Source organism: Mycobacterium sp., assembly GCF_050701515.1.
In the GTDB taxonomy this organism is placed as follows: Bacteria; Actinomycetota; Actinomycetes; order Mycobacteriales; family Mycobacteriaceae; genus Mycobacterium.
The window spans coordinates 17,653-37,752 of the sequence record NZ_JBOGDB010000168.1; the positions used below are offsets into that span (position 1 = coordinate 17,653).

Annotated in this window: 16 protein-coding genes; 7 read left to right on the forward strand and 9 right to left on the reverse strand. The window is 64.6% G+C overall.

The genetic code is table 11. The annotated features are described in order from the left end of the window. Positions 1-12: 12 nt before the first annotated feature. Positions 13-1,131, reverse strand: a complete 1,119-nt coding sequence (locus ACRDU5_RS14150) for an ABC transporter ATP-binding protein (protein WP_526615233.1) — start codon at positions 1,129-1,131, stop codon at positions 13-15. Positions 1,132-1,507: 376 nt separating this feature from the next. On the opposite strand from ACRDU5_RS14150, the gene ACRDU5_RS14155 reads away from it, so the two are divergent. Beyond that, the gene (locus ACRDU5_RS14155; RefSeq protein ID WP_526615202.1) at positions 1,508-1,936 is read left to right on the forward strand and encodes a type II toxin-antitoxin system Rv0910 family toxin; all 429 of its coding nucleotides are present in this window, start codon (positions 1,508-1,510) and stop codon (positions 1,934-1,936) included. Here the strand turns inward: ACRDU5_RS14155 and ACRDU5_RS14160 are convergent. From ACRDU5_RS14160 to ACRDU5_RS14170, 3 genes are read right to left on the reverse strand one after another with little or no spacing between them, the layout of a single operon-like run. Next, entirely contained in the window at positions 1,933-3,402 is a 1,470-nt protein-coding gene (locus tag ACRDU5_RS14160) for an MFS transporter (RefSeq protein WP_526615204.1), read from the reverse strand. The genes ACRDU5_RS14155 and ACRDU5_RS14160 overlap by 4 nt on opposite strands. A 58-nt stretch (positions 3,403-3,460) precedes the next feature. Continuing rightward, entirely contained in the window at positions 3,461-4,381 is a 921-nt protein-coding gene (locus ACRDU5_RS14165) for an RNA polymerase sigma-70 factor (protein ID WP_526615205.1), read from the reverse strand. After that, the gene (locus ACRDU5_RS14170; protein ID WP_526615207.1) at positions 4,351-5,511 is read right to left on the reverse strand and encodes an NAD(P)/FAD-dependent oxidoreductase; all 1,161 of its coding nucleotides are present in this window, start codon (positions 5,509-5,511) and stop codon (positions 4,351-4,353) included. The genes ACRDU5_RS14165 and ACRDU5_RS14170 overlap by 31 nt, the downstream gene beginning before the upstream one ends. 184 nt (positions 5,512-5,695) lie before the next feature. Here ACRDU5_RS14170 and ACRDU5_RS14175 point away from each other — a divergent pair, with 184 nt between their 5' ends. From ACRDU5_RS14175 to ACRDU5_RS14185, 3 genes are all read left to right on the forward strand, one after another. After that, positions 5,696-6,226 (forward strand): phosphate-starvation-inducible PsiE family protein, encoded by a 531-nt coding sequence (locus ACRDU5_RS14175; protein WP_526615209.1) that lies wholly within the window; start codon positions 5,696-5,698, stop codon positions 6,224-6,226. 68 nt (positions 6,227-6,294) lie between these two features. Next, the gene (locus ACRDU5_RS14180) at positions 6,295-6,897 is read left to right on the forward strand and encodes a TetR/AcrR family transcriptional regulator (RefSeq protein ID WP_526615210.1); all 603 of its coding nucleotides are present in this window, start codon (positions 6,295-6,297) and stop codon (positions 6,895-6,897) included. Then, a complete protein-coding gene (locus ACRDU5_RS14185) occupies positions 6,887-9,121 on the forward strand; it encodes a molybdopterin-dependent oxidoreductase (RefSeq protein WP_526615211.1) in 2,235 nt (744 codons plus the stop codon). Before ACRDU5_RS14180 ends, ACRDU5_RS14185 begins: the two co-directional genes overlap by 11 nt. Here ACRDU5_RS14185 and ACRDU5_RS14190 read toward each other — a convergent pair. Next, positions 9,113-10,165, reverse strand: coding sequence for a tartrate dehydrogenase (locus ACRDU5_RS14190; protein WP_526615212.1), 1,053 nt, complete (start codon positions 10,163-10,165; stop codon positions 9,113-9,115). The two genes, ACRDU5_RS14185 and ACRDU5_RS14190, sit on opposite strands and share 9 nt — an antisense overlap. Beyond that, complete coding sequence (locus tag ACRDU5_RS14195; RefSeq protein WP_526615213.1) at positions 10,165-11,769, reverse strand: SLC13 family permease; 1,605 nt, start codon at positions 11,767-11,769, stop codon at positions 10,165-10,167. The genes ACRDU5_RS14190 and ACRDU5_RS14195 overlap by 1 nt, the downstream gene beginning before the upstream one ends. A gap of 131 nt (positions 11,770-11,900) precedes the next feature. Between ACRDU5_RS14195 and ACRDU5_RS14200 the strand changes: the two genes are divergently transcribed. Then, positions 11,901-12,608, forward strand: coding sequence for a YwaF family protein (locus ACRDU5_RS14200; RefSeq protein WP_526615234.1), 708 nt, complete (start codon positions 11,901-11,903; stop codon positions 12,606-12,608). On the opposite strand, the gene ACRDU5_RS14205 is transcribed toward ACRDU5_RS14200, so the two are convergent. Next, positions 12,586-13,845, reverse strand: coding sequence for an ammonium transporter (locus ACRDU5_RS14205; protein WP_526615215.1), 1,260 nt, complete (start codon positions 13,843-13,845; stop codon positions 12,586-12,588). The genes ACRDU5_RS14200 and ACRDU5_RS14205 overlap by 23 nt on opposite strands. On the opposite strand from ACRDU5_RS14205, the gene ACRDU5_RS14210 reads away from it, so the two are divergent. Both ACRDU5_RS14210 and ACRDU5_RS14215 read left to right on the forward strand, forming a co-directional pair. After that, complete coding sequence (locus ACRDU5_RS14210; RefSeq protein WP_526615216.1) at positions 13,844-15,772, forward strand: flavin-containing monooxygenase; 1,929 nt, start codon at positions 13,844-13,846, stop codon at positions 15,770-15,772. The two genes, ACRDU5_RS14205 and ACRDU5_RS14210, sit on opposite strands and share 2 nt — an antisense overlap. Positions 15,773-15,828: 56 nt before the next feature. Then, on the forward strand, positions 15,829-17,316 hold the full coding sequence (locus ACRDU5_RS14215; RefSeq protein WP_526615217.1) for a flavin-containing monooxygenase: 1,488 nt from the start codon (positions 15,829-15,831) through the stop codon (positions 17,314-17,316). On the opposite strand, the gene ACRDU5_RS14220 is transcribed toward ACRDU5_RS14215, so the two are convergent. Further along, on the reverse strand, positions 17,283-18,656 hold the full coding sequence (locus ACRDU5_RS14220) for a cytochrome P450 (RefSeq protein WP_526615218.1): 1,374 nt from the start codon (positions 18,654-18,656) through the stop codon (positions 17,283-17,285). The genes ACRDU5_RS14215 and ACRDU5_RS14220 overlap by 34 nt on opposite strands. A 1-nt stretch (position 18,657) precedes the next feature. Then, a complete protein-coding gene (kasB, locus tag ACRDU5_RS14225; protein WP_526615219.1) occupies positions 18,658-19,911 on the reverse strand; it encodes a 3-oxoacyl-ACP synthase KasB in 1,254 nt (417 codons plus the stop codon). Between the last annotated feature and the right edge of the window lie 189 nt (positions 19,912-20,100).

Genomic DNA, 20,100 nt, shown 5'->3' on the forward strand with positions numbered 1-20,100 from the left:
CGAACTCGACGGTCAGGAGTTGTCGAGCATCTCCTCGAGATCCTCGGTGGTGGGGATATCGGCGGCCGGAAGTACCAGTGAGGCATCGGGTGTCCAAGAGACGTGCACCTCGTCGCCAGGACGCAGCATCGGCAGGTCCTGTTCGGGGCCGACGTGAACCAGGATCGGCGAGTCGTCGGGTGCGGCGAGAGACAGCCGCACCACCGGGCCCTGGAAGGTGAGATCGGACACGGTGGCGGACACGGTGGCCACATCGTCGGTCGGCGGATCCATCGAAACCCGAATGCGTTCCGGACGGATCATCAGCGTGGCGTGGCCGCCGGGCTCAATGGTGGTTTCGCCGGGCCTGGCCTTCAGGGTGGTGCCGAGGACCTCGACCTGGACGAAATCGCGATTGCTCCTACCCGTCTGCCGACCCGCCCACAGGTTGGCCTGGCCGATGAAGCTGGCGACGAAGACCGTCGACGGCCGATCGTAGATCTCGGTGGGGTTGCCGATCTGGTCGACATTGCCGGCGTTCATGACCGCGATGCGGTCGCTCATCGTCAGCGCTTCCTCTTGGTCGTGGGTCACGTAGACGAAGGTGATCCCGACCTCGCGCTGGATGCGCTTGAGTTCGAACTGCATGACCTGACGCAGCTTGAGGTCCAGCGCGCCGAGCGGCTCGTCGAGGAGCAGCGCGCTGGGATAGTTCACCAGTGCGCGGGCCAGCGCCACCCGCTGTTGCTGTCCGCCAGACAGCTGGGCGGGCTTGCGCTGGGCGAAGTCGGTGAGGCGCACGATTTCGAGCAGTTCGTCGACCCGCCGGGTGACCTCGGCCTTGCCCTTCTTCATGCTGCGCGGTCCGTAGGCGACGTTGTCCCACACCGTCATGTGGGGAAACAGCGCGTAATGCTGGAAAACGGTGTTGACGTTGCGTTTGTGCGGCGGCACCCGCGACACGTCCGCACCCTCCAGCCGGATGGCGCCCTCGGTCGGGCTCTCGAAGCCGGCGATCATCCGCAGCGTGGTGGTCTTGCCGCAGCCAGACGGGCCCAGCAGTGAGAAGAACTCGCCCGAAGCGATGGAGAAGTCGGCTTCGGTCACCGCGACATAGTCGGAGAAGCGCTTGGTGACATGGTCGATCTCGATGACCGGGCCGCCCTTGGACCGAGGGGCCCCGTCCTGCCCCGTTGTGTGTTCTACGGCGGTGGTGTCTGTGCCGGTCAGGGCGAATCCTCCCTTACCCCCGAAGCTGTGGGTAAACCATCGCGGATTCCGTCGCCCTTCGCAAGTGATTCCGCAACGAATTTGCAGTTCCACAATGGAATCGCTCGCTATCCCCGCGTGGATGCGAGAGATTCCGCGGATTCGGCCGTGGACGGCCATCGCCTGACCGTCGGCAGGCAGCGGCGATGCGGCGGCAGGGAACGATGGTCGCCTGGTCAGTTTCGCAGCCCGCGGGACCGCAGTCCCGGAAACCACCCGACGGCGTTTTCACGAACCCGGCCTTGGGTAGGAGACGTGCATGGCGACGATCGATGTGGCGGTCTCGACCGACCTGTCGGCTCAGCGTGCGTGGGCCTTGGCGTCGGACCTGCGTCGCTTCGATGAATGGTTGACGATCTTCGGTGGCTGGCGCAGCGACGTGCCGGCAGAGATCGAAGCGGGCATATATGTCTCGGCGTGCATCAAGGTCAAGGGGTTTCGGAACATCATCCACTGGCGGGTCACCCGCTACGACGAGCCCAAGTTGATCGAGCTGAGCGGTGCAGGCCGCGGCGGAATCCGGATCGGACTCACGATCGAGGTGCAAGACAATCACCCGGGGTCGACGTTTCACGTGGTGGCCGAGCTGTCGGGCGGATTGCTCAATACCCGGATCGGGCGGCTGGTCGCCAAGGTCCTCGGGTCGGAGATCCGCAAGTCAGTGGAGAAACTCGCCTCACTGCCTTAACCCCATTCGTGGTTCATGGCACGGGATTCGAACCTTGCCTCGACGGTATCGATAGCGCGTTCTTGCGTTCGGGACACCGCGATCAGCACCATCGCCAGCGCGGCGGTCACCGCACCGCCGATGAAGATGACGACGAAACTGCTCTCCACCGGCACGTTGGTGCCGACAACCGTGCGGCCGAGCAGAACCGCGACGAGGGCGGCCGCGGTAGAGCTGCCGACGGTGCGGGCGATCGCGTTCATGCTCATGGCCACACCCGTTTCACCGGCCTCGACTTCACTGACCACCAGGGCAGGCAGCGCGCCGTACCCGAGGCTGATGTAGGCGTTGGCCAGGATGCCGGCCACAATGATCTGCCACGGCGCCGAATGGGCCAGCGCAATGAAAAGGAACCCGGTGATCCCCGCCAGCGCCGCGACGACGAGCACCGGTCGGGCGCCGAGCCGGTCGATGAACCTGCCGCTGACCAAAGCCACCAGAAACCCGGTGACCGCACCGGGTAGCAGGTAGACGACGCTGGCTTCGAGCACGGTTGCACCAAAGCCGTATCCCGCTGCCTCGCGCGGGATTTGGACGAACAGCGTCAAGCCCAAGAAGGCGAAGTACAGTCCCATGCCGACGAATATCGTGGCCAGATTGGTGAGCATTATCGGCCGCCGGGTCAGCATCCGCGTCGACACCAGCGGCTGTTTGACGCGCCGCTCCCAGTGCCACCAGCCGACCACGACGACGACGCCGCATGCCGCGCAGGCAAGTGTCCATGGCGAGGTCCAGCCCCAGGAGTTGCCCTGCGTGATCGCCAGCAGGATCGCCGACAATCCGGCGGCAAGGCCGCCGGCGCCCAGCCAGTCGATGGATCCGGTCGAGCTGCGCGGGCGCGCGGGGACGATAAGCGCCACGATCGCGATGACGAGGATGGTGAAGGCAGTGGTCAGCCAGAACACGCGGTGGTAGTCCGCGTTACCACTCATCAGCAGGCCGACCACTACCAGTCCCATTCCGCCGCCGAAGCCCAACGTTCCGGAGAGCACCGACATCGCCGAGACCATCCGGTCTTCGGTCAACTCCTCCCGCAGGATGGCGACGCCGATCGGGTAGAGCGCGAACGAGGCGGCCTGCAGGACCCGACCCACGATCAGCAGCGCCAGGGACGATGTGGTGGCGGCAAGCACCGAGCCCAGCAGCACGACAGCCAGCACCCACAGCAGCACGCGCTTCTTGCTGTGCAGGTCCGCGAGCCGGCCGATCAATGGGGTCGCCGCGGCGGCGGCCAGCAGATTCGCGGTAACCGCCCAGCTCACCGCGACGGTGGATGCGTGGAGTTGCTCGGCGATGATGCCGAGCACCGGCACCACGGCGGTCTGCAGCACCGCGACGGTCAACACCACCACGCTCAGTCCCGCGATCAACAGCCGTGGTGGCGCAACGGTCGAGGCGTGCGATTGCGTCGCGTCGGCCTCGACCACGGCGCACTCCGATCGTTAGCACATCTTCGGTTCTTCCGATTATGTCGCCCGGCCCGGCTCAGCCTCGCGGCACCCCATCCGCGATGGCGTGGAGCTTGTCCGGGTTGGCGACATTGTGGACTGTCTCGATTCGGCCGTCGGCATCCAGGTCCACGGTCAGTGTGGCGATGATGCGACCAGCCCCGCGCATCACGATGCCCGGGCCGCCGTTGATGTCGACGACTTCCGCTGTCATGTCGGCGATTTCGACACCCTCGTAGGGTCGCTTGATCGTGCCCTCGATCCACCTGGCCACGTTCGCCGCACCGATTATCGGGCGCATTGCCTGCCGGACTTTTCCGCCGCCATCCGTCCACAGCGTGACGTCCGGCGCGAGCAACTCCATCAGCTCGTTGATGTCACCGCCGGTGGTGGCGGCGAAGAACCGCTCGGTGACCGCACGTTTCTTGTCCCGGTCGGCCTCGAAGCGCGGTCGGCGCGCCTGGATGTGGTTGCGGGCCCGGTGGGCGGCCTGACGCACCGCCGACTCCGAACGGTCAACGGCGTCAGCGATTTCGGCGTATGAGAAATCGAAAACCTCCTTGAGCACGAACACGGCACGTTCCAACGGGCTCAAGGTTTCCAGCACCACCAGCATGGCCAGTGACACCGACTCGGCGGTCGCGACATCCTCGGCGGCATCGGTCTCGGTGAGGATCGGCTCCGGAAGCCACGGCCCAACGTAGGTTTCCCGTTGGCGTCGCGTCGACCGGAGCCGCTCCATCGCCAAGTTGGACACGATCCGCGCGAGGTAGGCCTTAGGGTCCGACACCTGTGCACGATCGGCCGCCGACCACTTGAACCAGGCATCCTGGACGACGTCTTCGGCGTCTGCGGCAGAGCCCAGAAGCCGATATGCAATGGCGAACAACAGCTTCCGGTAATCGGAGAAAGTCTGCTCGTCGACGCTCATTGCTTCGACCGCCCGCCGCGGCGCCATGTCGTCGAACCCACCGCCGGCAACGACCTGATCAGCCGGTAGGTGGGCCATGGGCTGGAGCTCACGGTTTCTTTGTACGCCACCGCCAAGCGGCCGGCCAAGTAGAACCGCCCCGGGCTGTCGTCGGCGTGGGTGAACTGGATGACGGCGTCGTGCCGACCCAGGCTGACGGGCTGGTGCACATAGCCGAAGCGAAACTTCTTGGGCTGCTTGCCGTTCAGTTCACGCACGATCGAAGCAGCGGCGTGCAGTGCGGTAGGGATCCCGCTCTGGCAGGTGCCGTGCATGACGCCGTAGCTCTGCCGGATCGCGGCCGCATCACCGACGGCATAGACCGCCGGGTGCGACACCGACCGCAGCGACTCGTCGGTGACGATGCGGCCGCGGTCGTCGACCTGCAGGCCCGCGCCCGCTGCCAATGGCGAAACCCGCACTCCGGTGGTCCACAGCACCGCCTGCGCGGGGACCACCTCGCCGTCGGCGAGCGCGACCCCGTCGGACATCACTTTGACGATGTCGGCGCCCGCGCGGACCCGGACGCCCAACCGGGCCAGGCCGGAATGCAGCCGAGCACGGGCCTTTTCGCCCATCATCAATCCGGGTTGCTGTCTGCTCAGCAGCACCACGTTGAGATGTGGGTGCTGTTCGGCGATTTCGGCCGCGGATTCGATGCCGGTCAGGCCGCCGCCGGCGACGACGACGGTGGCGTCGGTAAGGCGAGCCAGCTGGTCGGCAAGCAGCGTGGCCTCGTGCGCACTGTTAAGCGTGTAGGCGAACTCGTCGACGCCGGGAACGGTCTCGGTGTCGGCGACGCTGCCCAGCGCATACACCAACGTGTCGTAGTGCAGCGCGTAATCATCGTCGATGCGAACCGTGTGCGCATCGGCGTCGATGGCCGTCACCCAGCCCTGGACGAACTGGACAGCGGCGGCCGCCAGCCGATCGGGAATCTGCAGGTCGGCCAGCTGCTGGCCGGCGGCCGTTTGGTGCAGCCGCAGCCGCTCGGTGAACCGGGTCTGCGGGTTGACCAGCGTGACGTGAACGTCGTCGCGACCCTTGAACCGGCCGGCCAGGCCCATGGCCGCACCCATGCCGGTGTATCCGGCGCCGACTATGAGGATCTCTGTCATTGTGCTGCCTTTCGCGTTCGTTGCCGTTGATATCCACCAGACGCATGCAGCGGCGCGATTTGTGACATGGGTGGGGTGAATCGGTCAGCAAATGGTCATGTTTGAAGACATTCGCCAGCGTCAATAAGTGTCGGTATGCGCCCGCGGTGACCGAACCGCTGAATTCGCCGACCAGGAGGTCGCGTTGACAAAAAAGAGCGACGCCGAGCACGAAGAAGAGGAGGAGGAACGGCAGCGCCTCGCCGACCGCGTACTCGGCAAGCTCGAAGACGCGGTGTACTGGGCGATCGCGGTGGTTCTCCTTATGGGATCGGTCTCGCTGCTAGTCGCGCAGTTCAACACCATGCTGAGGCTGCGCCGATTGCCGGCCGACACCGTCATGCTCGAAATCCTGGACGGCCTGCTGCTGATCTTTATTTTCGTCGAACTGCTCTATGCCGTCCGCGCCTCCCTGCGGTCGCACGAGATCGTCGCCGAACCGTTCTTGATTGTCGGCATCCTGGCCGGCATCAAGGAGATCGTCGTGCTGTCGGTGGAGGCGGCGACCCTGCTCGAGAAGGGTCCGGCCTTCTCGCGCGCCGTGGTCGAGATCGGCGTGCTCGGCGGCGTGGTCTTTGTGCTGGCGCTGGCAGCCTTCGTCCTTCGTGAGCGCCGCCGGGACACCGACGACGCGGGGGAGCAGGCCGCCGAGGAAGAGGGTCCCGAGTCCGGCTGACCTGCCCGGCCGAGTCATTTCGCCGGTAGACCTGGGCAAACTCGGTTATGTATGCCATCATATATAGGATGCCGACCAGAAGTCCTCGCGAGCGCATGGTGGTCTCAGCCGCGCTCTTGATCAGGGAACGCGGCGCGCACGCGACCGCCATCTCTGACGTGCTGGAACACAGCGGTGCGCCGCGCGGGTCGGCCTATCACTATTTCCCGGGCGGGCGGATGCAACTCCTCGACGAGGCTGTCGAGTACGCGGGGGAGTACATCGCCGCCCGGATCACCGAGGCTGCGCGGGGCATCGACCTCCTCGACAGTCTGGTAGCCGGCTATCGCGAACAGCTGATCCGCAGTGACTACCGGGCCGGCTGTCCGATCGTCGCGGTAGCGGTCGAAGCCGGCGAGCCCGAAAATGCGGAGCGCACAACACCACTCATCGAGCGCGCGGCGGCGGTTTTCGCGCACTGGACGGACTTGGTGGCCCAGCGCCTGGTGGCCGACGGCATTGCCACATCGCGGGCCGAGGAACTGGCGATGTTGGTGACGACATCGATAGAAGGCGCGATCGTCGTCGCCAGCGCATCCCGCGATCTCAAACCCCTTGATCTCGTTCATCGTCAGCTGCGCGCACTGCTGCAAGCCGAGACAGCCGAAAGGAATCCCCGCGATGACCAGTGACTGGCAGTCGACCGCCTGCATCCTGTGCGAATGCAACTGCGGCATCGTCGTGCAGCTCGAGGGACGTAAGCTCGCCAAGATCCGTGGCGACAAGGAACATCCGGCATCGCAGGGATACACCTGCAACAAAGCGTTGCGGCTCGATCACTACCAGAACAACCGCAGCAGGCTGACCACCCCGATGCGTCGCCGCCCCGACGGCAGCTACCAGAAAATCGATTGGGACACTGCGATTACCGAGATCGCCGAGGGCTTCAGACACATCCGCGACGCATACGGCGGGGAGAAGATCTTCTATTACGGCGGAGGCGGCCAGGGCAACCATCTGGGCGGTGCCTACGCCGGCGCGTTTCTCAAGGCGATCGGTGCCCGCTACCGGTCAAATGCGTTGGCGCAGGAGAAAACGGGCGAAGCATGGGTCGATGCGCACCTGTACGGCGGGCACACACGAGGAGAGTTCGAACACGCCGAGGTCTCGGTCTTCGTCGGCAAGAACCCGTGGATGTCGCAGAGCTTCCCACGGGCCCGCACGGTGCTCAACGAGATCGCCAAGGATCCGAACCGCGCGATGATCGTCATCGATCCGGTGATCACCGACACGGCCAAGATGGCCGACTTCCATCTCCGCGTGCGGCCCGGCACCGACGCATGGTGCCTGGCGGCCATGGCCGGGGTGCTGGTGCAGGAGAAGCTTTGCGACGAAGCGTTTCTGGCCGATCACGTCAATGGCGCGGACGCCGTCCGGGAGGTGCTGCGGGAGGTCCCGATCGCCGACTACGCGCAGCGCTGCGGTGTCGACGAGGAATTGATACGCACGGCGGTACGACGCATTGCAAGCGCCGACAGTGTGGCGGTGTTCGAGGACCTGGGCATCCAGCAGGCGCCCAACAGCACGCTCTGCTCGTATCTGAACAAGCTGCTGTGGATTCTTACCGGCAGTTTCGCCAAACGTGGTGGGCAGCACCTGCATTCGACCTTCGCGCCGCTGTTCACCTTCGGCGGGGTTGGGCGGACACCGGTGACCGGAGCGCCGGTGATATCCGGCCTGGTGCCGTCCAATGTGGTGCCGCAAGAGATCCTGACCGACCATCCCGACCGATTCCGGGCGATGATCGTCGAGAGCAGCAACCCCGCGCACTCGGTGGCCGATTCCGCAGCCTGCCGAGAGGCCTTTGCCTCTCTGGAGCTGATGGTGGTCATCGACGTCGCGATGACCGAGACGGCCAGGCTTGCCCACTATGTGCTGCCGGCGGCGAGCCAGTTCGAGAAGCCGGAAGCGACGTTCTTCAATCTGGAGTTCCCGCACAACACTTTTCATCTGCGGCATCGCTTGCTCGAACCATTGCCTGGCACCCTGCCCGAGCCGGAGATCTGGGCGCGACTGGTGCGAGCTCTCGGGGTCGTCGACGACGCCGACCTGCAGCCGCTCCGTCGCGCCGCCAAGGAGGGTCTGGAGACCTACGCGCAGGCGTTCCTCGAAGCGGTCGGCACCAATCCGGCGATGTCCCGGGTGCTGCCGTTCGTTCTGTATGAAACGCTGGGCCCGACCCTGCCCGAGGGTCTCGCAGGCGCAGCGGCGTTGTGGGGGCTGGCGCAAAAAGCGGCGATGGCCTATCCCGAGGCGGTTCGCCGCGCCGGCCATGCCGACGGTAACGCGCTCTTCGAGGCGATCCTGCAGAGCCGCTCGGGTGTGACGTTCACCGTGCACGAGTACGAGGAAGACTTCGATCTGGTCGCCAACGCGGATCACAAGATCGCCCTCGAGATGCCGGAAATGCTCGACGAGATACGCGGGCTGCGCGACGCGCGATCTGCGCTGACGACTCCGGCGTTCCCGGTAGTGCTCTCGGCGGGTGAGCGCCGGGCGTACACCGCCAACGACATCTTCCGCGACCCCGGCTGGCGGAAGCGTGACGCAGACGGAGCACTGCGCGTCAGCGTCGAGGACGCGCACGCCCTTGGCCTGGTCGCCGGCGGCCGCGCACGCATCACGACCGCCGCCGGCAGCGCCGAAGCCAGCATCGAAATCAGCGAGGCGATGCTGCCCGGACACGCGTCACTGCCCAACGGACTCGGCCTTGACTACACCGGCGATGACGGCCAATCATATGTTCCCGGAGTGGCTCCGAACGCACTCACCTCCACCGAGTGGCGCGACGCATATGCCGGGACCCCTTGGCACAAGCATGTCCCCGCGCGCATCGAAGCCATTGCATCAATGTAGTTGAGCGACCAGCGCTTCCGTCACCTCCATCGTCGAGGCGGTGCCGTCCAGGTCGGCAGTTCGGGTCTCCGGTTTGGCCAATGTGGCCTCCATCGCGCTGAGTACCTCGGCGGCTGCGGAGGCGTGGCCGAGATGCTCCAGCATCATCGCCGCCGACCACACCGCGCCGACAGGGTTGGCGATGCCTCTGCCCGCGATGTCCGGTGCGGAGCCGTGGACCGGTTCGAACATCGACGGGTATTGCTTTGTCGGGTCCAGGTTGGCCGACGGCGCGATGCCGATCGACCCAGCGACGGCGGCGGCGAGATCGGAGAGGATGTCGCCGAACAGATTCGATCCCACCACCACGTCGAACCGGTCAGGCTGCAATACGAATTTGGCGGCGAGCGCGTCGATGTGTTCGCTGTCGAAACGCATGTCCGGGTGCAGGGCAGCCCGCTCGGCGACGACCTCGTCCCAGAACGGAAGGGTGTGCACGATTCCGTTCGACTTCGTGGCCGAGGTGACGTAGCGGCGGCGGGTCAGCGCGAGCTCGAACGCATAGTCCGCGATCCGGCTCACGCCGACTCTTGTGAAAATGGACTCCTGCACGGCGATCTCGTCCGGGAAGCCGCGATTCAACCGGCCGCCGACCTCGCTGTACTCGCCCTCGACGTTCTCCCGGACCACGACGAAGTCGACGTTGTCAGCGGTGAGTAGCGGACTCTGAACACCCTCGAACACCCGGATCGGGCGCAGGTTGACGTACTGACGAAACGCCCGCCGGATCGGGATGAGCAGCCCCCATAGCGAGACGTGGTCGGGCACCCCGGGCCAGCCGACGGCCCCGAGGAGGATCGCGTCGAACCCGCGCAGCTGGTCGATTCCGTCTGCCGGCATCATCGATCCTTCGCGTTCGTAGCGCTGGCAGGACCAGTCGAACTCGGTGTACTCGAAGTCGATCCGGTAGCGGGCGCACACGGCGTCCAGCACAGCACGGGCGGATGCGATCACCTCGCCGCCGATTCCGTCGCCGGGAATCACGGCGATTTTCTGTGCGGTCATCAACCGCCCAGCCCGAGCACGCCGACCATCACCGGCAACAGAATCATGATGAGAATCGCGCCGAGGACGTCGAACGTCAGGCCCGACCGAATCATGGTGGTTATCTTCACGGCGCCAGAGCCGTAGACCACCGCGTTCTGCGGCGTCGACACCGGCAACATGAAGCCGAACGAGGCCGCGAACGTCGCTGCGAGCGCAGGCACGAACGGGTTGATGCCGGCCGCCACCGCGACCGGGATGATGATCGGCACCACGACCGCCGCCGACGCCGTGTTGCTGGTGGTCTCCGAGACGAGGATGGCCAGCAACACGGCGAAGATGGTGATGGCGACGACGCTCGTCAGGCCCAGCGCGTCGTCGATGGACGTGCCGATCGTCTCGGCGAGGCCGGTATCGGCGAGCAATGAACCGAAAATGATGCCGGTACCGAACAGCACGATTGTGCCCCAGTCGATTTCGGCGGCATCGCGCCAACGCAGGGTGAACTCCCGGCTTTCCCAGTCGATCGGCAGCAGGTAAAGCAAGGCCGCGCCGAATACGGCGACCATGCCTTCGTCGAGCCGGTCGCTGATCGCCTCGTAGATTCCGGAGTCGGTGCCGGTGATCAAGGCGACGACACCGGGCAGTATCCACAGCGTCACCGTGATTCCGAACGCGATGAGCGTGTTCTTCTCGGCGCGGGAGAGTGGGCCCATCTCCTCGCGCTGCTGCGCGACGTACTCTGAGACGCCTTCGATGTGTTTGATCTCCGGCTTGTTGAGCCGCAGCAGGATAAATGCGAGCGCAATGAACATCAGCAGGCAGATCGGGATGGCCATTACCATCCACTGCCCGAAGCTGATGCGCTCTCCAGTGGCCTCTTCGATGAGCCCACGTCCGATCAAGTTAGGCGGGCTGCCAACCGGCGTAAGCAGGCCGCCGACGCTCGCCCCGTAGGCGAGCATCAGCATGATGGCTGCTCCGACGCGGACACGCAACGGGTCGAAGTCCGGTTCGACGACACCGCGCTGCTGCATGAGTTTGGCGATGACGCCGAGGATGCCCAGCGCGGTGGGCAGCAGCATGGCCACAGTCGCGGTATTGGAAACGAACGCCGACAGCACGCACGTGATCGCACCGAACGCGATGATCACGCCCGTGGTGGACGATCCGGCGCGCGGCAGGGCCAGGATCCGGAATGCGAATCGTCGCGCCAGGCCGTGCTTGAGCATCGCCTGAGCGAGGATGAACGCCCCGATGAACGTGAAGATCGTCGACGATCCGAACGGCGCCAGGACGTCGTCGACTCCGTCCACCCCCAGGAACACGATGACTGCGACGCCGAGCAGGCCGCCGATGGGGATCGGCACCGCCTCGGTGATCCACAGCACGATGACACCGAGCAGCACGCCGGCCAGCGTCTGCTGGTGTCCCTCCATATCGAGGGGCAGGGCGAGGAAGACGATCGCGAGCAGGGGCGCCAGGAACAGCCCGATCGTGCGCCGGCCCTTCTCGAACCGTTCCTCCTTCGGGGACAGCCGCTGCTCGCCGAGACTGCGATAGGTGGCATGGCCAAGCAGAGCTTTGTCGACATCGGTTCGATTGGCCTGGTTTTCGGCGGTCATCGTCTACTCCCTGAGAACGAGCGGCAACGCAACGTGTGGCAAGGGTCACACATTCTGCTCATCCTGAATGCTCATATCGCGCGAATTAATCTCGCGAGCGCGAGAGGTGGAAGAGTGCAGATTTGATGGACATGTTCTCCGGGCAACGCCAGTTCTCGGCCTACGGGCCGTCGTACTGGGGTGCGATCGCCGTCTTCGTGGTCGGCGCCGCGCTACTCGTTTGGCTGGGGCGCCGGCAGACCGAATCGCAGTCCCGTCGCTTCGGCCGCATCGTCGGAGGCTTCACCGCCGCGCTATATGGTTCGGTGCTGGTGTACTCGGTAATTCCGCCGAGCCTTGACAGGTCGTTACCGCTGCACTTGACCGACCTCGCCACCGCCACCTCCGCCTACGCATGGTGGTCGCAGCGACACTGGGCGTTCGCGCTCACCTACTTCTGGGGCCTGTCGCTGAGCGCGCAGGCATTGATCTCCCCGGCGCTACGGGGTCCCGACTTTCCGCATCCCCAGTTCCTTGGTTTCTGGGCGATACACCTTCTTGTCGTCTGGGCAGCCATCTACCTGACGTGGGGCCGGAGAATGCGCCCCGACTGGCGCAGCTATCGCATCGCGGTTGTGGTCACGCTGGCATGGGCGACGATCACATTCACCGTCAACCGGATCGCCGGGACAAATTACGGTTTCCTCAATGGAAAGCCCTCCACCGCGAGTCTGCTGGATGTCCTGGGTCCGTGGCCGATCTACTTGTTGGTCGGCGGAACCCTGGTGTTCTCCGTGTGGGCGATGATGACCTGGCCATGGGTGAGGACCGAGGGGTCTATTCGGCGCTCGGACGCTTGAGTTGGTGACCGTGCACGCCTTCGGTGTAGGCGGTCTCCGCATGCTGAGCGAAGTCGATGCCCGACATCTCGTCCTCGCGCCGAATGCGGAATCCCATGGTGTCATCGATGACCTTCGCGATGACGAAGGAGACAGCGAAGGCGAATAACCCGACGACCGGGATGGCAAGAGTCTGCTTACCCAACAGGGTCAGCCCGCCGCCGAAGAACAAGCCTTCGGGGCCGCCGGATACCACCTCGGCCGCCAGCAGGCCGATCAAGAATGTGCCGACCACGCCGCCGACGAAGTGCACACCGACAACGTCGAGGGAGTCGTCATAGCCGGCCTTGAACTTCCAGCCGACCGCGAACGAACACACGACACCGGCAGCCATTCCGACCACCATTGCGCCGAGAGGCGAGACGAATCCGCACGATGGCGTGATTGCGACCAAGCCTGCGATGACGCCGGAGGCGGCACCCAACGTCGTCGGCCGGCCGTCCCGAATCCGTTCGACGGCAAGCCAGCCCAGCATGCCGAGGCAACCAGCGAGCAGCGTGTTGAATAAGACGACCGCCGCCTTGCCGTCAGCTGTGAGAGCCGAGCCCGAGTTGAAACCGAACCATCCGAACCACAGCAGTCCGGCACCGAGCAGAACGAGCGGCAGGTTGTGGGGCCGCATCGCCTCGGACCCGAATCCGATGCGCGGACCGAGGACCAGCGCGAGAGCGAGCGCGGACGCCCCGGACACGATTTCGACGACCAGCCCGCCCGCGTAGTCGACCGTGCCCAGCTTTGCCAGCCAGCCGTCCGGACCCCAAACCCAGTGGGCGACAGGCGCGTATACCGCCACCGTCCAGGCCGCTGCGAACACCATCCATCGCGAAAACCTCGCGCGATCGGCGATGGCGCCGCTGATCAGTGCGGCGGTGACGACGGCGAATCCCAACTGAAACATCACGAAGAGGAGCTCAGGAACGTTGGATCGAACGGTGGTCGGATCGATGCCGATCAGCCCGATGTGGTCCACGTTGCCTACCAGACCGCCGCCGGCATCCTCGCCGAACGCCAGAGTGTAGCCGGCCACCAGCCACGCGACCGTGACGACGGGGATCGAGATGAAGCACATCATGATCATGTTGAGCACGCCCGTCGACCGCACCATGCCGCCGTAGAAGATGGCGAGCCCGGGCGCCATCAACACCACCAGCGCGGTACAAGTAAGCAGCCAGGCGGTCGCGGCCGGGTCGATCTCCATGCGGACTCCTTTGTCTGGACAAACGCTCGGAGGAGATTATGACGCCCAGACGCTGGATTCTTGCCAGATTTTCCGTAGTGGTTCAAGATGCCGGGGACAGAATTTAGCTGGAGCCGGGGTTCCGTGGGGCGGAGGCGTCGACGTGGCATTCGATGTGGATGCTCTACGGAAGAAGTACGCGTATGAGCGCGACCGGCGTTTGCGCTCCGACGGGATCGCACAGTATGTCGAGATCGCTGGTCCGTTTGCCCGCTTCGCGGACGATCCTTGGAGCGATCCGGATTTCACCCGTGACCCACTGTCAGACGAGGTCGATGTCGCGATCGTCGGGGCCGGTTTCGGGGGCCTGCTGACCGGCGCCCGACTGCGGCAATTTGGCGTGCAGAGCATCCGGCTGATCGACAAGGCCGCCGACGTGGGAGGCACCTGGTACTGGAATCGGTATCCGGGTATCGCCTGTGACGTCGAGTCATACGTTTACATGCCCTTGCTCGAGGAACTGGGTTGCGTTCCGACCGAGAAGTACGCCAAGGGCGACGAGATCTTTGCACACTGCCGCCGTATCGCCGGACACTATGACCTGTATCGCGATGCCTGCCTTCAGACCGAGGTCAATGAGATCCGCTGGGACTCAGCCGTTTCACGCTGGATCATCTCGACGAACCACGGCGACGCGATTCGGGCACGGTTCGTGGCGATGGCCAACGGCTACTTACAGAAGCCGAAACTTCCTGGCATCGAAGGAATCACGGAGTTCGAGGGGCACGCTTTTCACACCAGTCGATGGGACTACGAGTACACCGGTCCAGACCTGGCCAGGCTGTCGGATAAGCGCGTCGGAATTATCGGCACCGGCGCGACCGCGATCCAGTGCGTGCCCCACCTGGCGAGGTCGGTAAAACATCTGATGGTCTTTCAGCGCACCCCGTCTACCGTCGATGTTCGCGCAAATCGTCCGACCGATCCGAGTTGGTCGGCCGATCTGGAGGAGGGTTGGCAGCGCCGCCGCATCGAGAACTTTCAGCTACTGACCGCCGGCGGTGAAGCCGACGAGGACCTGGTCAACGACGCATGGACCAGCATCGTCAAGAAGCTGTTCGTGATGCGGCAAACCAGCATCGCGGGCATGTCCGACGAAGAGCGTAAGCGGACCGTCGATATGGCTGACTTCGCCAAGATGGAGGAAATCCGTGCCCGCGTCGACGCGATCGTGACCGACCGTGCCACTGCGGAAGCGCTCAAGCCTTGGTACGGCTACTTCTGCAAGCGCCCGTGCTTTCACGACGAATATCTGCAGACGTTCAACCGCGAGAACGTCACCCTCGTCGACACACAGGGCCGGGGAGTCGAGCGGATCACGGACAACGGTCTGATGGTGGGCGGCACAGAACACACTGTCGACTGCCTCATCTTCGCGACCGGGTTTGAGGTGGGAACCGACTATTCCCGACGCACGGGTTTCGAACTCGTCGGCCGAGACGGCTTGACGCTCACGGACAACTGGCGCGACGGCGTTCGGACGCATCATGGCCTGAACATCCATGGCTTCCCAAACTGCTTCGTGCTCAGCATCGCCCAGTCCGGTTTCACCGTGAACTTCCCGTACCTCCTTGATATCCAGGCACGCCACGTGGCCTGGGTGGTGGCGTGGGGATTGAGTCATGCGGCCACGGAGCTGGAGGCTTCGGCCAACGCAGAGGAAGCGTGGGTCGAAATGGTGGTCGAACGGTCCACGGCGAGCGCTGAACGGGCGAAGTCATGCACACCCGGTTATTACAACCGTGAAGGCCAGGCGAACGAGAAGACTCGTCAGGGGAGCTTCTTCTTCGGCAGTCCAACCGAATACGCGGATATCCTCGAGGCCTGGCGGGAGCAGGGTCTGCTGGAGGGACTCGAGATCCGCGGCGAGCAACTCATCGGACATTGATCACGGTGGGCGATCGACGACGCACCCGCCGATACCTTGTGGGTCGGATGCGGGCGATGACTCGACGTCGTCGTCCACCGCGAGTGGTCATCATCGGCGCGGGTTTCGGCGGACTCGCCGCCGCGGTGGCGTTGCGACGCAAAGGCATCGACGATCTGTTGATCATCGAGCGCGCCGATGGCGTCGGTGGGACCTGGCGCCGAAATATCTATCCGGGCGCGGCCTGCGATATCCAGAGCCATCTGTATTCGTTCTCGTTTGCGCCCAATCGGTCGTGGAGTCGTACGTACTCCTACCAGCCGGAGATCCTTGCCTACCTCGAAACGGTCGCCGATGACTTCGACCTTCGCCGTCACCTGCTACTGGGAACTAGCGTGCGCACGGTGCGGTGGGACGAGAAAGGACTGCACTGGGACGTCGAGCTGGCCGACGGGGATACGAACCGCATGGTTGTCGCGGATGTGATCGTCAGCGCCGTCGGACTGTTCGGTTCCGTGAGGTATCCCGACATCGAGGGACTGGCTGATTTCTCCGGTGAAGTCATGCACACGGCGCAGTGGGACGCCACCGTCGACTTGACCGGCAAGCGGGTGGGGGTGGTCGGTACCGGGGCAAGTGGTGTGCAGGTCGTACCCGAACTCGCCAATACGGCGGGGCAACTGACGGTCTTTCAGCGCACGCCACCCTGGATGGTGCCGAAAGAGGACCGCGCCTACAGCGTCGGCGAGTTGTCTCGGTTCCGTCGCAGGCCGTGGGCCCCACGACGCGAGCGGTGGCGGTTGTGGAAATTCCAACATGGCCTCACCGCTTTGACCGCCGACCACCCGCGACTTGCCGAGGTCCAGGAGTTGTCTGCGGCCTTTCTACGGCGGAATGTCGCTGACGAACGGCTCCGCGATGCGTTGACACCTCGCTATCCGTTCCGCTGTAAGCGGGTCCTACTCGGTGAGAAGTACTATGCGGCTTTGCAACACGCACACGTCGGCCTGGTGACGGATCCAATTCAGCGCATCACCCCTACATCGATCATCACCGCGGCCGGCAAGATCGTCGATGTCGACCTGATTGTGATGGCAACGGGGTTCGAAACCACCAGCTATCTGTCCGGCATCGAGGTCATCGGGGTCGGAGGCGAAAGTCTGCACGAACGTTGGGGTTTGGACCCTCGGGCCTATCTCGGGGTGGCTGTCAGCGGCTTCCCGAATTTCTTCATGCTGTACGGCCCGAACACTAACCAGGGGGCGAATTCCATCATCTACATTCTGGAAGCCGGCGCCCGACTGGTGGCCAGTGCGGTGAGTAGGCTCGCACGCCACGGCGGCTTTGTGGATGTGCGACCCGAGGCCGAAAACCGGTTCAACAAGCAGATTTCGGCTGAGCTGGAACGTACCATTTGGACGCGATGCGACAGCTACTACCGATCGCCAACTGGCCGCATCGTGACCCAATGGCCTCATTCCGAACTCGACTATGCCTGGGCGACCTGGCGGCTACGTCTACGCGACTGGACTCACGACAGTTCGTCGCAGAAGGTCAGCCGATAGCGGACTAACACCCCGCGATGCGGAAGCAACACGATCCCGCGTCGGACTTGTCGGTCCTGACTCTTGTGTACAGCTTCGAAACTTCCGGAGCGCAGCAGCGTTTGGAGAGCAACGGTCAGCTCGAGAAGGCTGAAGCTTGCGCCGAGGCAGCGCTTGATACCACCGCCGAAGGGGATCCACCCGTAGGTCGGCGGACTCGCATCGAGGAATCGCTCCGGCCGAAACTCGTGCGGATGGTCATAGGTTTCGGCATTGAGATTGACCTCGCCGATGTGCGGGACAATCCGCGTCCCGGCCGGCACGGTGTACTCGCCGAGCCGATAGTCGCCGGCGGTGTAGCGACCGGTGAATGGGGAAGGGGGTCGAATGCGAAGCGTTTCGTTGATCACTGCCTCGGCGTACGTTGTCGATTCGGCTGCTTCGGCTTCGGCCCGCACTTTGGCCTGCACATCGGGGTGATGCAGCAACAAGTCGATCATCCAGGCCAACGTGGTGGCGGTGGTTTCGTGTCCGGCCAGCACCAGAGTGACCAGATCGTCTCGAATTTCCTTGTCCGTCAGGTACTCGCCGCCCTCGCTGCGGGTTGTGAGCAGTAACGACATAATGTCGGTGCGGTCGTGCAGATCGGGGTCCCGACGCCGGGCGGCGATCATGGGTGTCAGCAGCTGGTCGATTCCCTGGTTGGCGCGATCGAGCTTGGGCCAGCGCTTCAACCCTCCCAGCGAGTGCAGGGCGACGCGCAGAATCAGTTGTTCCGACGACCCCAGATCCAGCAGGGTCTCGAAGGGACGCCCTAGCCGGGTGCGCTCGTCGCGGTCTTCGACACCGAACATGACGCGGAGAATCACGTCGAGGGCGAGTTCACGCGCTGCGCGCAACATGCTGAACGACGTGTCCGTCGGCCAGGTGGCGAGCGCACGTCGCGTGCTGTCCTCGATGGTCGGCTTGTAGTTCTCGAGCGCCTTGCCATGCAGCGGGGGCGTCAACAGCTTTCGGCGGCGCAAGTGTTCGGGTTCTTCTTGCACGAACATCGAACCCGTTCCGTAGATGATGGCGGACGGACGCACGCCCCGCCCGCCCAACAAGACGTCGGGCTTCTCGGTGAACACCTGCTTGACCAGTTCCGGATCCTTGATGAGAACCACGGGTATGCCCGGCAGCGGAATCGAAACCACGGGTCCATAGATTGCGAACAGGCGTCGTGCCATCCATTGTCCGGCGACCAGATATCCGGCGCCGCAGGCGGCTGCGACCAGCGGGCGGATCGGGCCTATCACCCGCGGGCCCGGAGGTCGGCGCTCGGCCGGAGTCGTCGAGGTACGACCGTCGGCGGCCGTCATCTCAGTATCTGCCGAACGCGAGCACGACGTTGTGCCCGCCGAAACCGAACGAATTGCTGATCGCGTACCCGTAGTTGCCCGGCCGCGGCCCACCGGCGACTACGTCGAGATCAATCTCGGGATCGAGGTTGACCAGGTTGAGTGTGGGCGGGATGATCCCGTCGCGCAGCGCCAGTACGGTGAGTATCGCCTCGACCGCACCGACCGCGCCGACCGAATGGCCCAGAGCCGCCTTGGGTGCGTAGACGGCCGGCTTGTGACCGCCCATCGCGTTGTTGATCGCCTTGCCCTCGGCCAAGTCGCCGATTGCGGTGCCGGTGGCGTGCGCGTTGACGTGCTCAATGTCGGTGGGCGTCAGCCCTGCCAGCTGAATCGCCTGCGTCATCGCGTCACCGGCCTGTTCACCGTTGGGATCCGGCGCCACGATGTGGTAGCCATCCGAGGTGATGCCGGCACCCATCAGCCGGGCGAGGATGTTGGCGCCGCGCGCCTTGGCGTGCTGCTCGGTCTCAACAACCATCAGCGCTCCCGCCTCGCCGAACACAAAACCGTTGCGATCCCGGTCGAACGGGCGGCAGGCGCCGGGCGGGTCGTCGTTGGTGGTCGACAACACTATCCGCATCCCGGCAAATCCGGCGAGCGGCACCGCCTCGATCCTCGTCTCGACACCCCCGCAGATCGCGATATCCGCCTCGCCCAGCACGATGTTGCGCCACGCATCGGCGATGCCTTCGGCTCCCGAAGCACACGCCGATACCGGCGTGATGACAGCGCCCTTGGCCCGGCGCTCCAGCCCCACCGCGGCGGACACCGCACTGGGCATGTACTTCTGCACGGCGAACGGCGAGACCGCCTTCATGCCGCGTGCTCGCATGTCGTCGTAGCTGAAGACGAGTTCCTCGGTCGAGCCCATCCCGGTACCGATCGAGATCATCAAACGTTTCGGATCGACCTCCGGCGAGCCGGCGTTTTCCCACAGTCGCCGGCCCAGCACCGTGGACATCTTCTGCAGATACGACGGACGGCGCGGATCCACCTGCGCCGGTTCATAGTCGAAATCCTCCAGGAGATGGCCACCGATGCGAACGGGAAGGTCGTACTGCTCGACCCACGGATCCTCGAGCGTGCGGATGCCACTCTGCTGGTCGAGCAGCCTCTTCCAGGTGCCTTCCGCACTCGTTGCCAGGGCCGTCGTCATCGCGATGCCGGTAACGACCACATTGGGAAACCCACGCCCAGTAGCCAACGCTGCCATTTCGCCTACGCTGCTCCGTTCCTTTAGTCGTCGGCGCTTTCCATTTCCGCGGGGCCGCAAATTGACCCTACAGCTGCGCGATCACACATCACGCACAGCCGTGGGGGAGACGGCCTCCACGACAGGGGAGAGCGGCGCTACTGTAATGATCCGGGAAGTTGCAATCACCGGGTCGGGGCGGGATGGAGA

Bases quoted from the DNA above. Each gene is read 5' to 3' on its own strand.
- ACRDU5_RS14195 (WP_526615213.1), bottom strand. From the start codon at position 11,769: ATGACCGCCGAAAACCAGGCCAATCGAACCGATGTCGACAAAGCTCTG.
- ACRDU5_RS14190 (WP_526615212.1), bottom strand. From the start codon at position 10,165: ATGACCGCACAGAAAATCGCCGTGATTCCCGGCGACGGAATCGGCGGC.
- ACRDU5_RS14205 (WP_526615215.1), bottom strand. From the start codon at position 13,845: ATGGAGATCGACCCGGCCGCGACCGCCTGGCTGCTTACTTGTACCGCG.
- ACRDU5_RS14215 (WP_526615217.1), top strand. From the start codon at position 15,829: ATGACTCGACGTCGTCGTCCACCGCGAGTGGTCATCATCGGCGCGGGT.
- ACRDU5_RS14185 (WP_526615211.1), top strand. From the start codon at position 6,887: ATGACCAGTGACTGGCAGTCGACCGCCTGCATCCTGTGCGAATGCAAC.
- kasB (WP_526615219.1), bottom strand. From the start codon at position 19,911: ATGGCAGCGTTGGCTACTGGGCGTGGGTTTCCCAATGTGGTCGTTACC.
- ACRDU5_RS14200 (WP_526615234.1), top strand. From the start codon at position 11,901: ATGTTCTCCGGGCAACGCCAGTTCTCGGCCTACGGGCCGTCGTACTGG.
- ACRDU5_RS14180 (WP_526615210.1), top strand. From the start codon at position 6,295: ATGCCGACCAGAAGTCCTCGCGAGCGCATGGTGGTCTCAGCCGCGCTC.
- ACRDU5_RS14170 (WP_526615207.1), bottom strand. From the start codon at position 5,511: ATGACAGAGATCCTCATAGTCGGCGCCGGATACACCGGCATGGGTGCG.
- ACRDU5_RS14220 (WP_526615218.1), bottom strand. From the start codon at position 18,656: ATGACGGCCGCCGACGGTCGTACCTCGACGACTCCGGCCGAGCGCCGA.
- ACRDU5_RS14155 (WP_526615202.1), top strand. From the start codon at position 1,508: ATGGCGACGATCGATGTGGCGGTCTCGACCGACCTGTCGGCTCAGCGT.
- ACRDU5_RS14165 (WP_526615205.1), bottom strand. From the start codon at position 4,381: ATGGCGCCGCGGCGGGCGGTCGAAGCAATGAGCGTCGACGAGCAGACT.
- ACRDU5_RS14210 (WP_526615216.1), top strand. From the start codon at position 13,844: ATGCGGACTCCTTTGTCTGGACAAACGCTCGGAGGAGATTATGACGCC.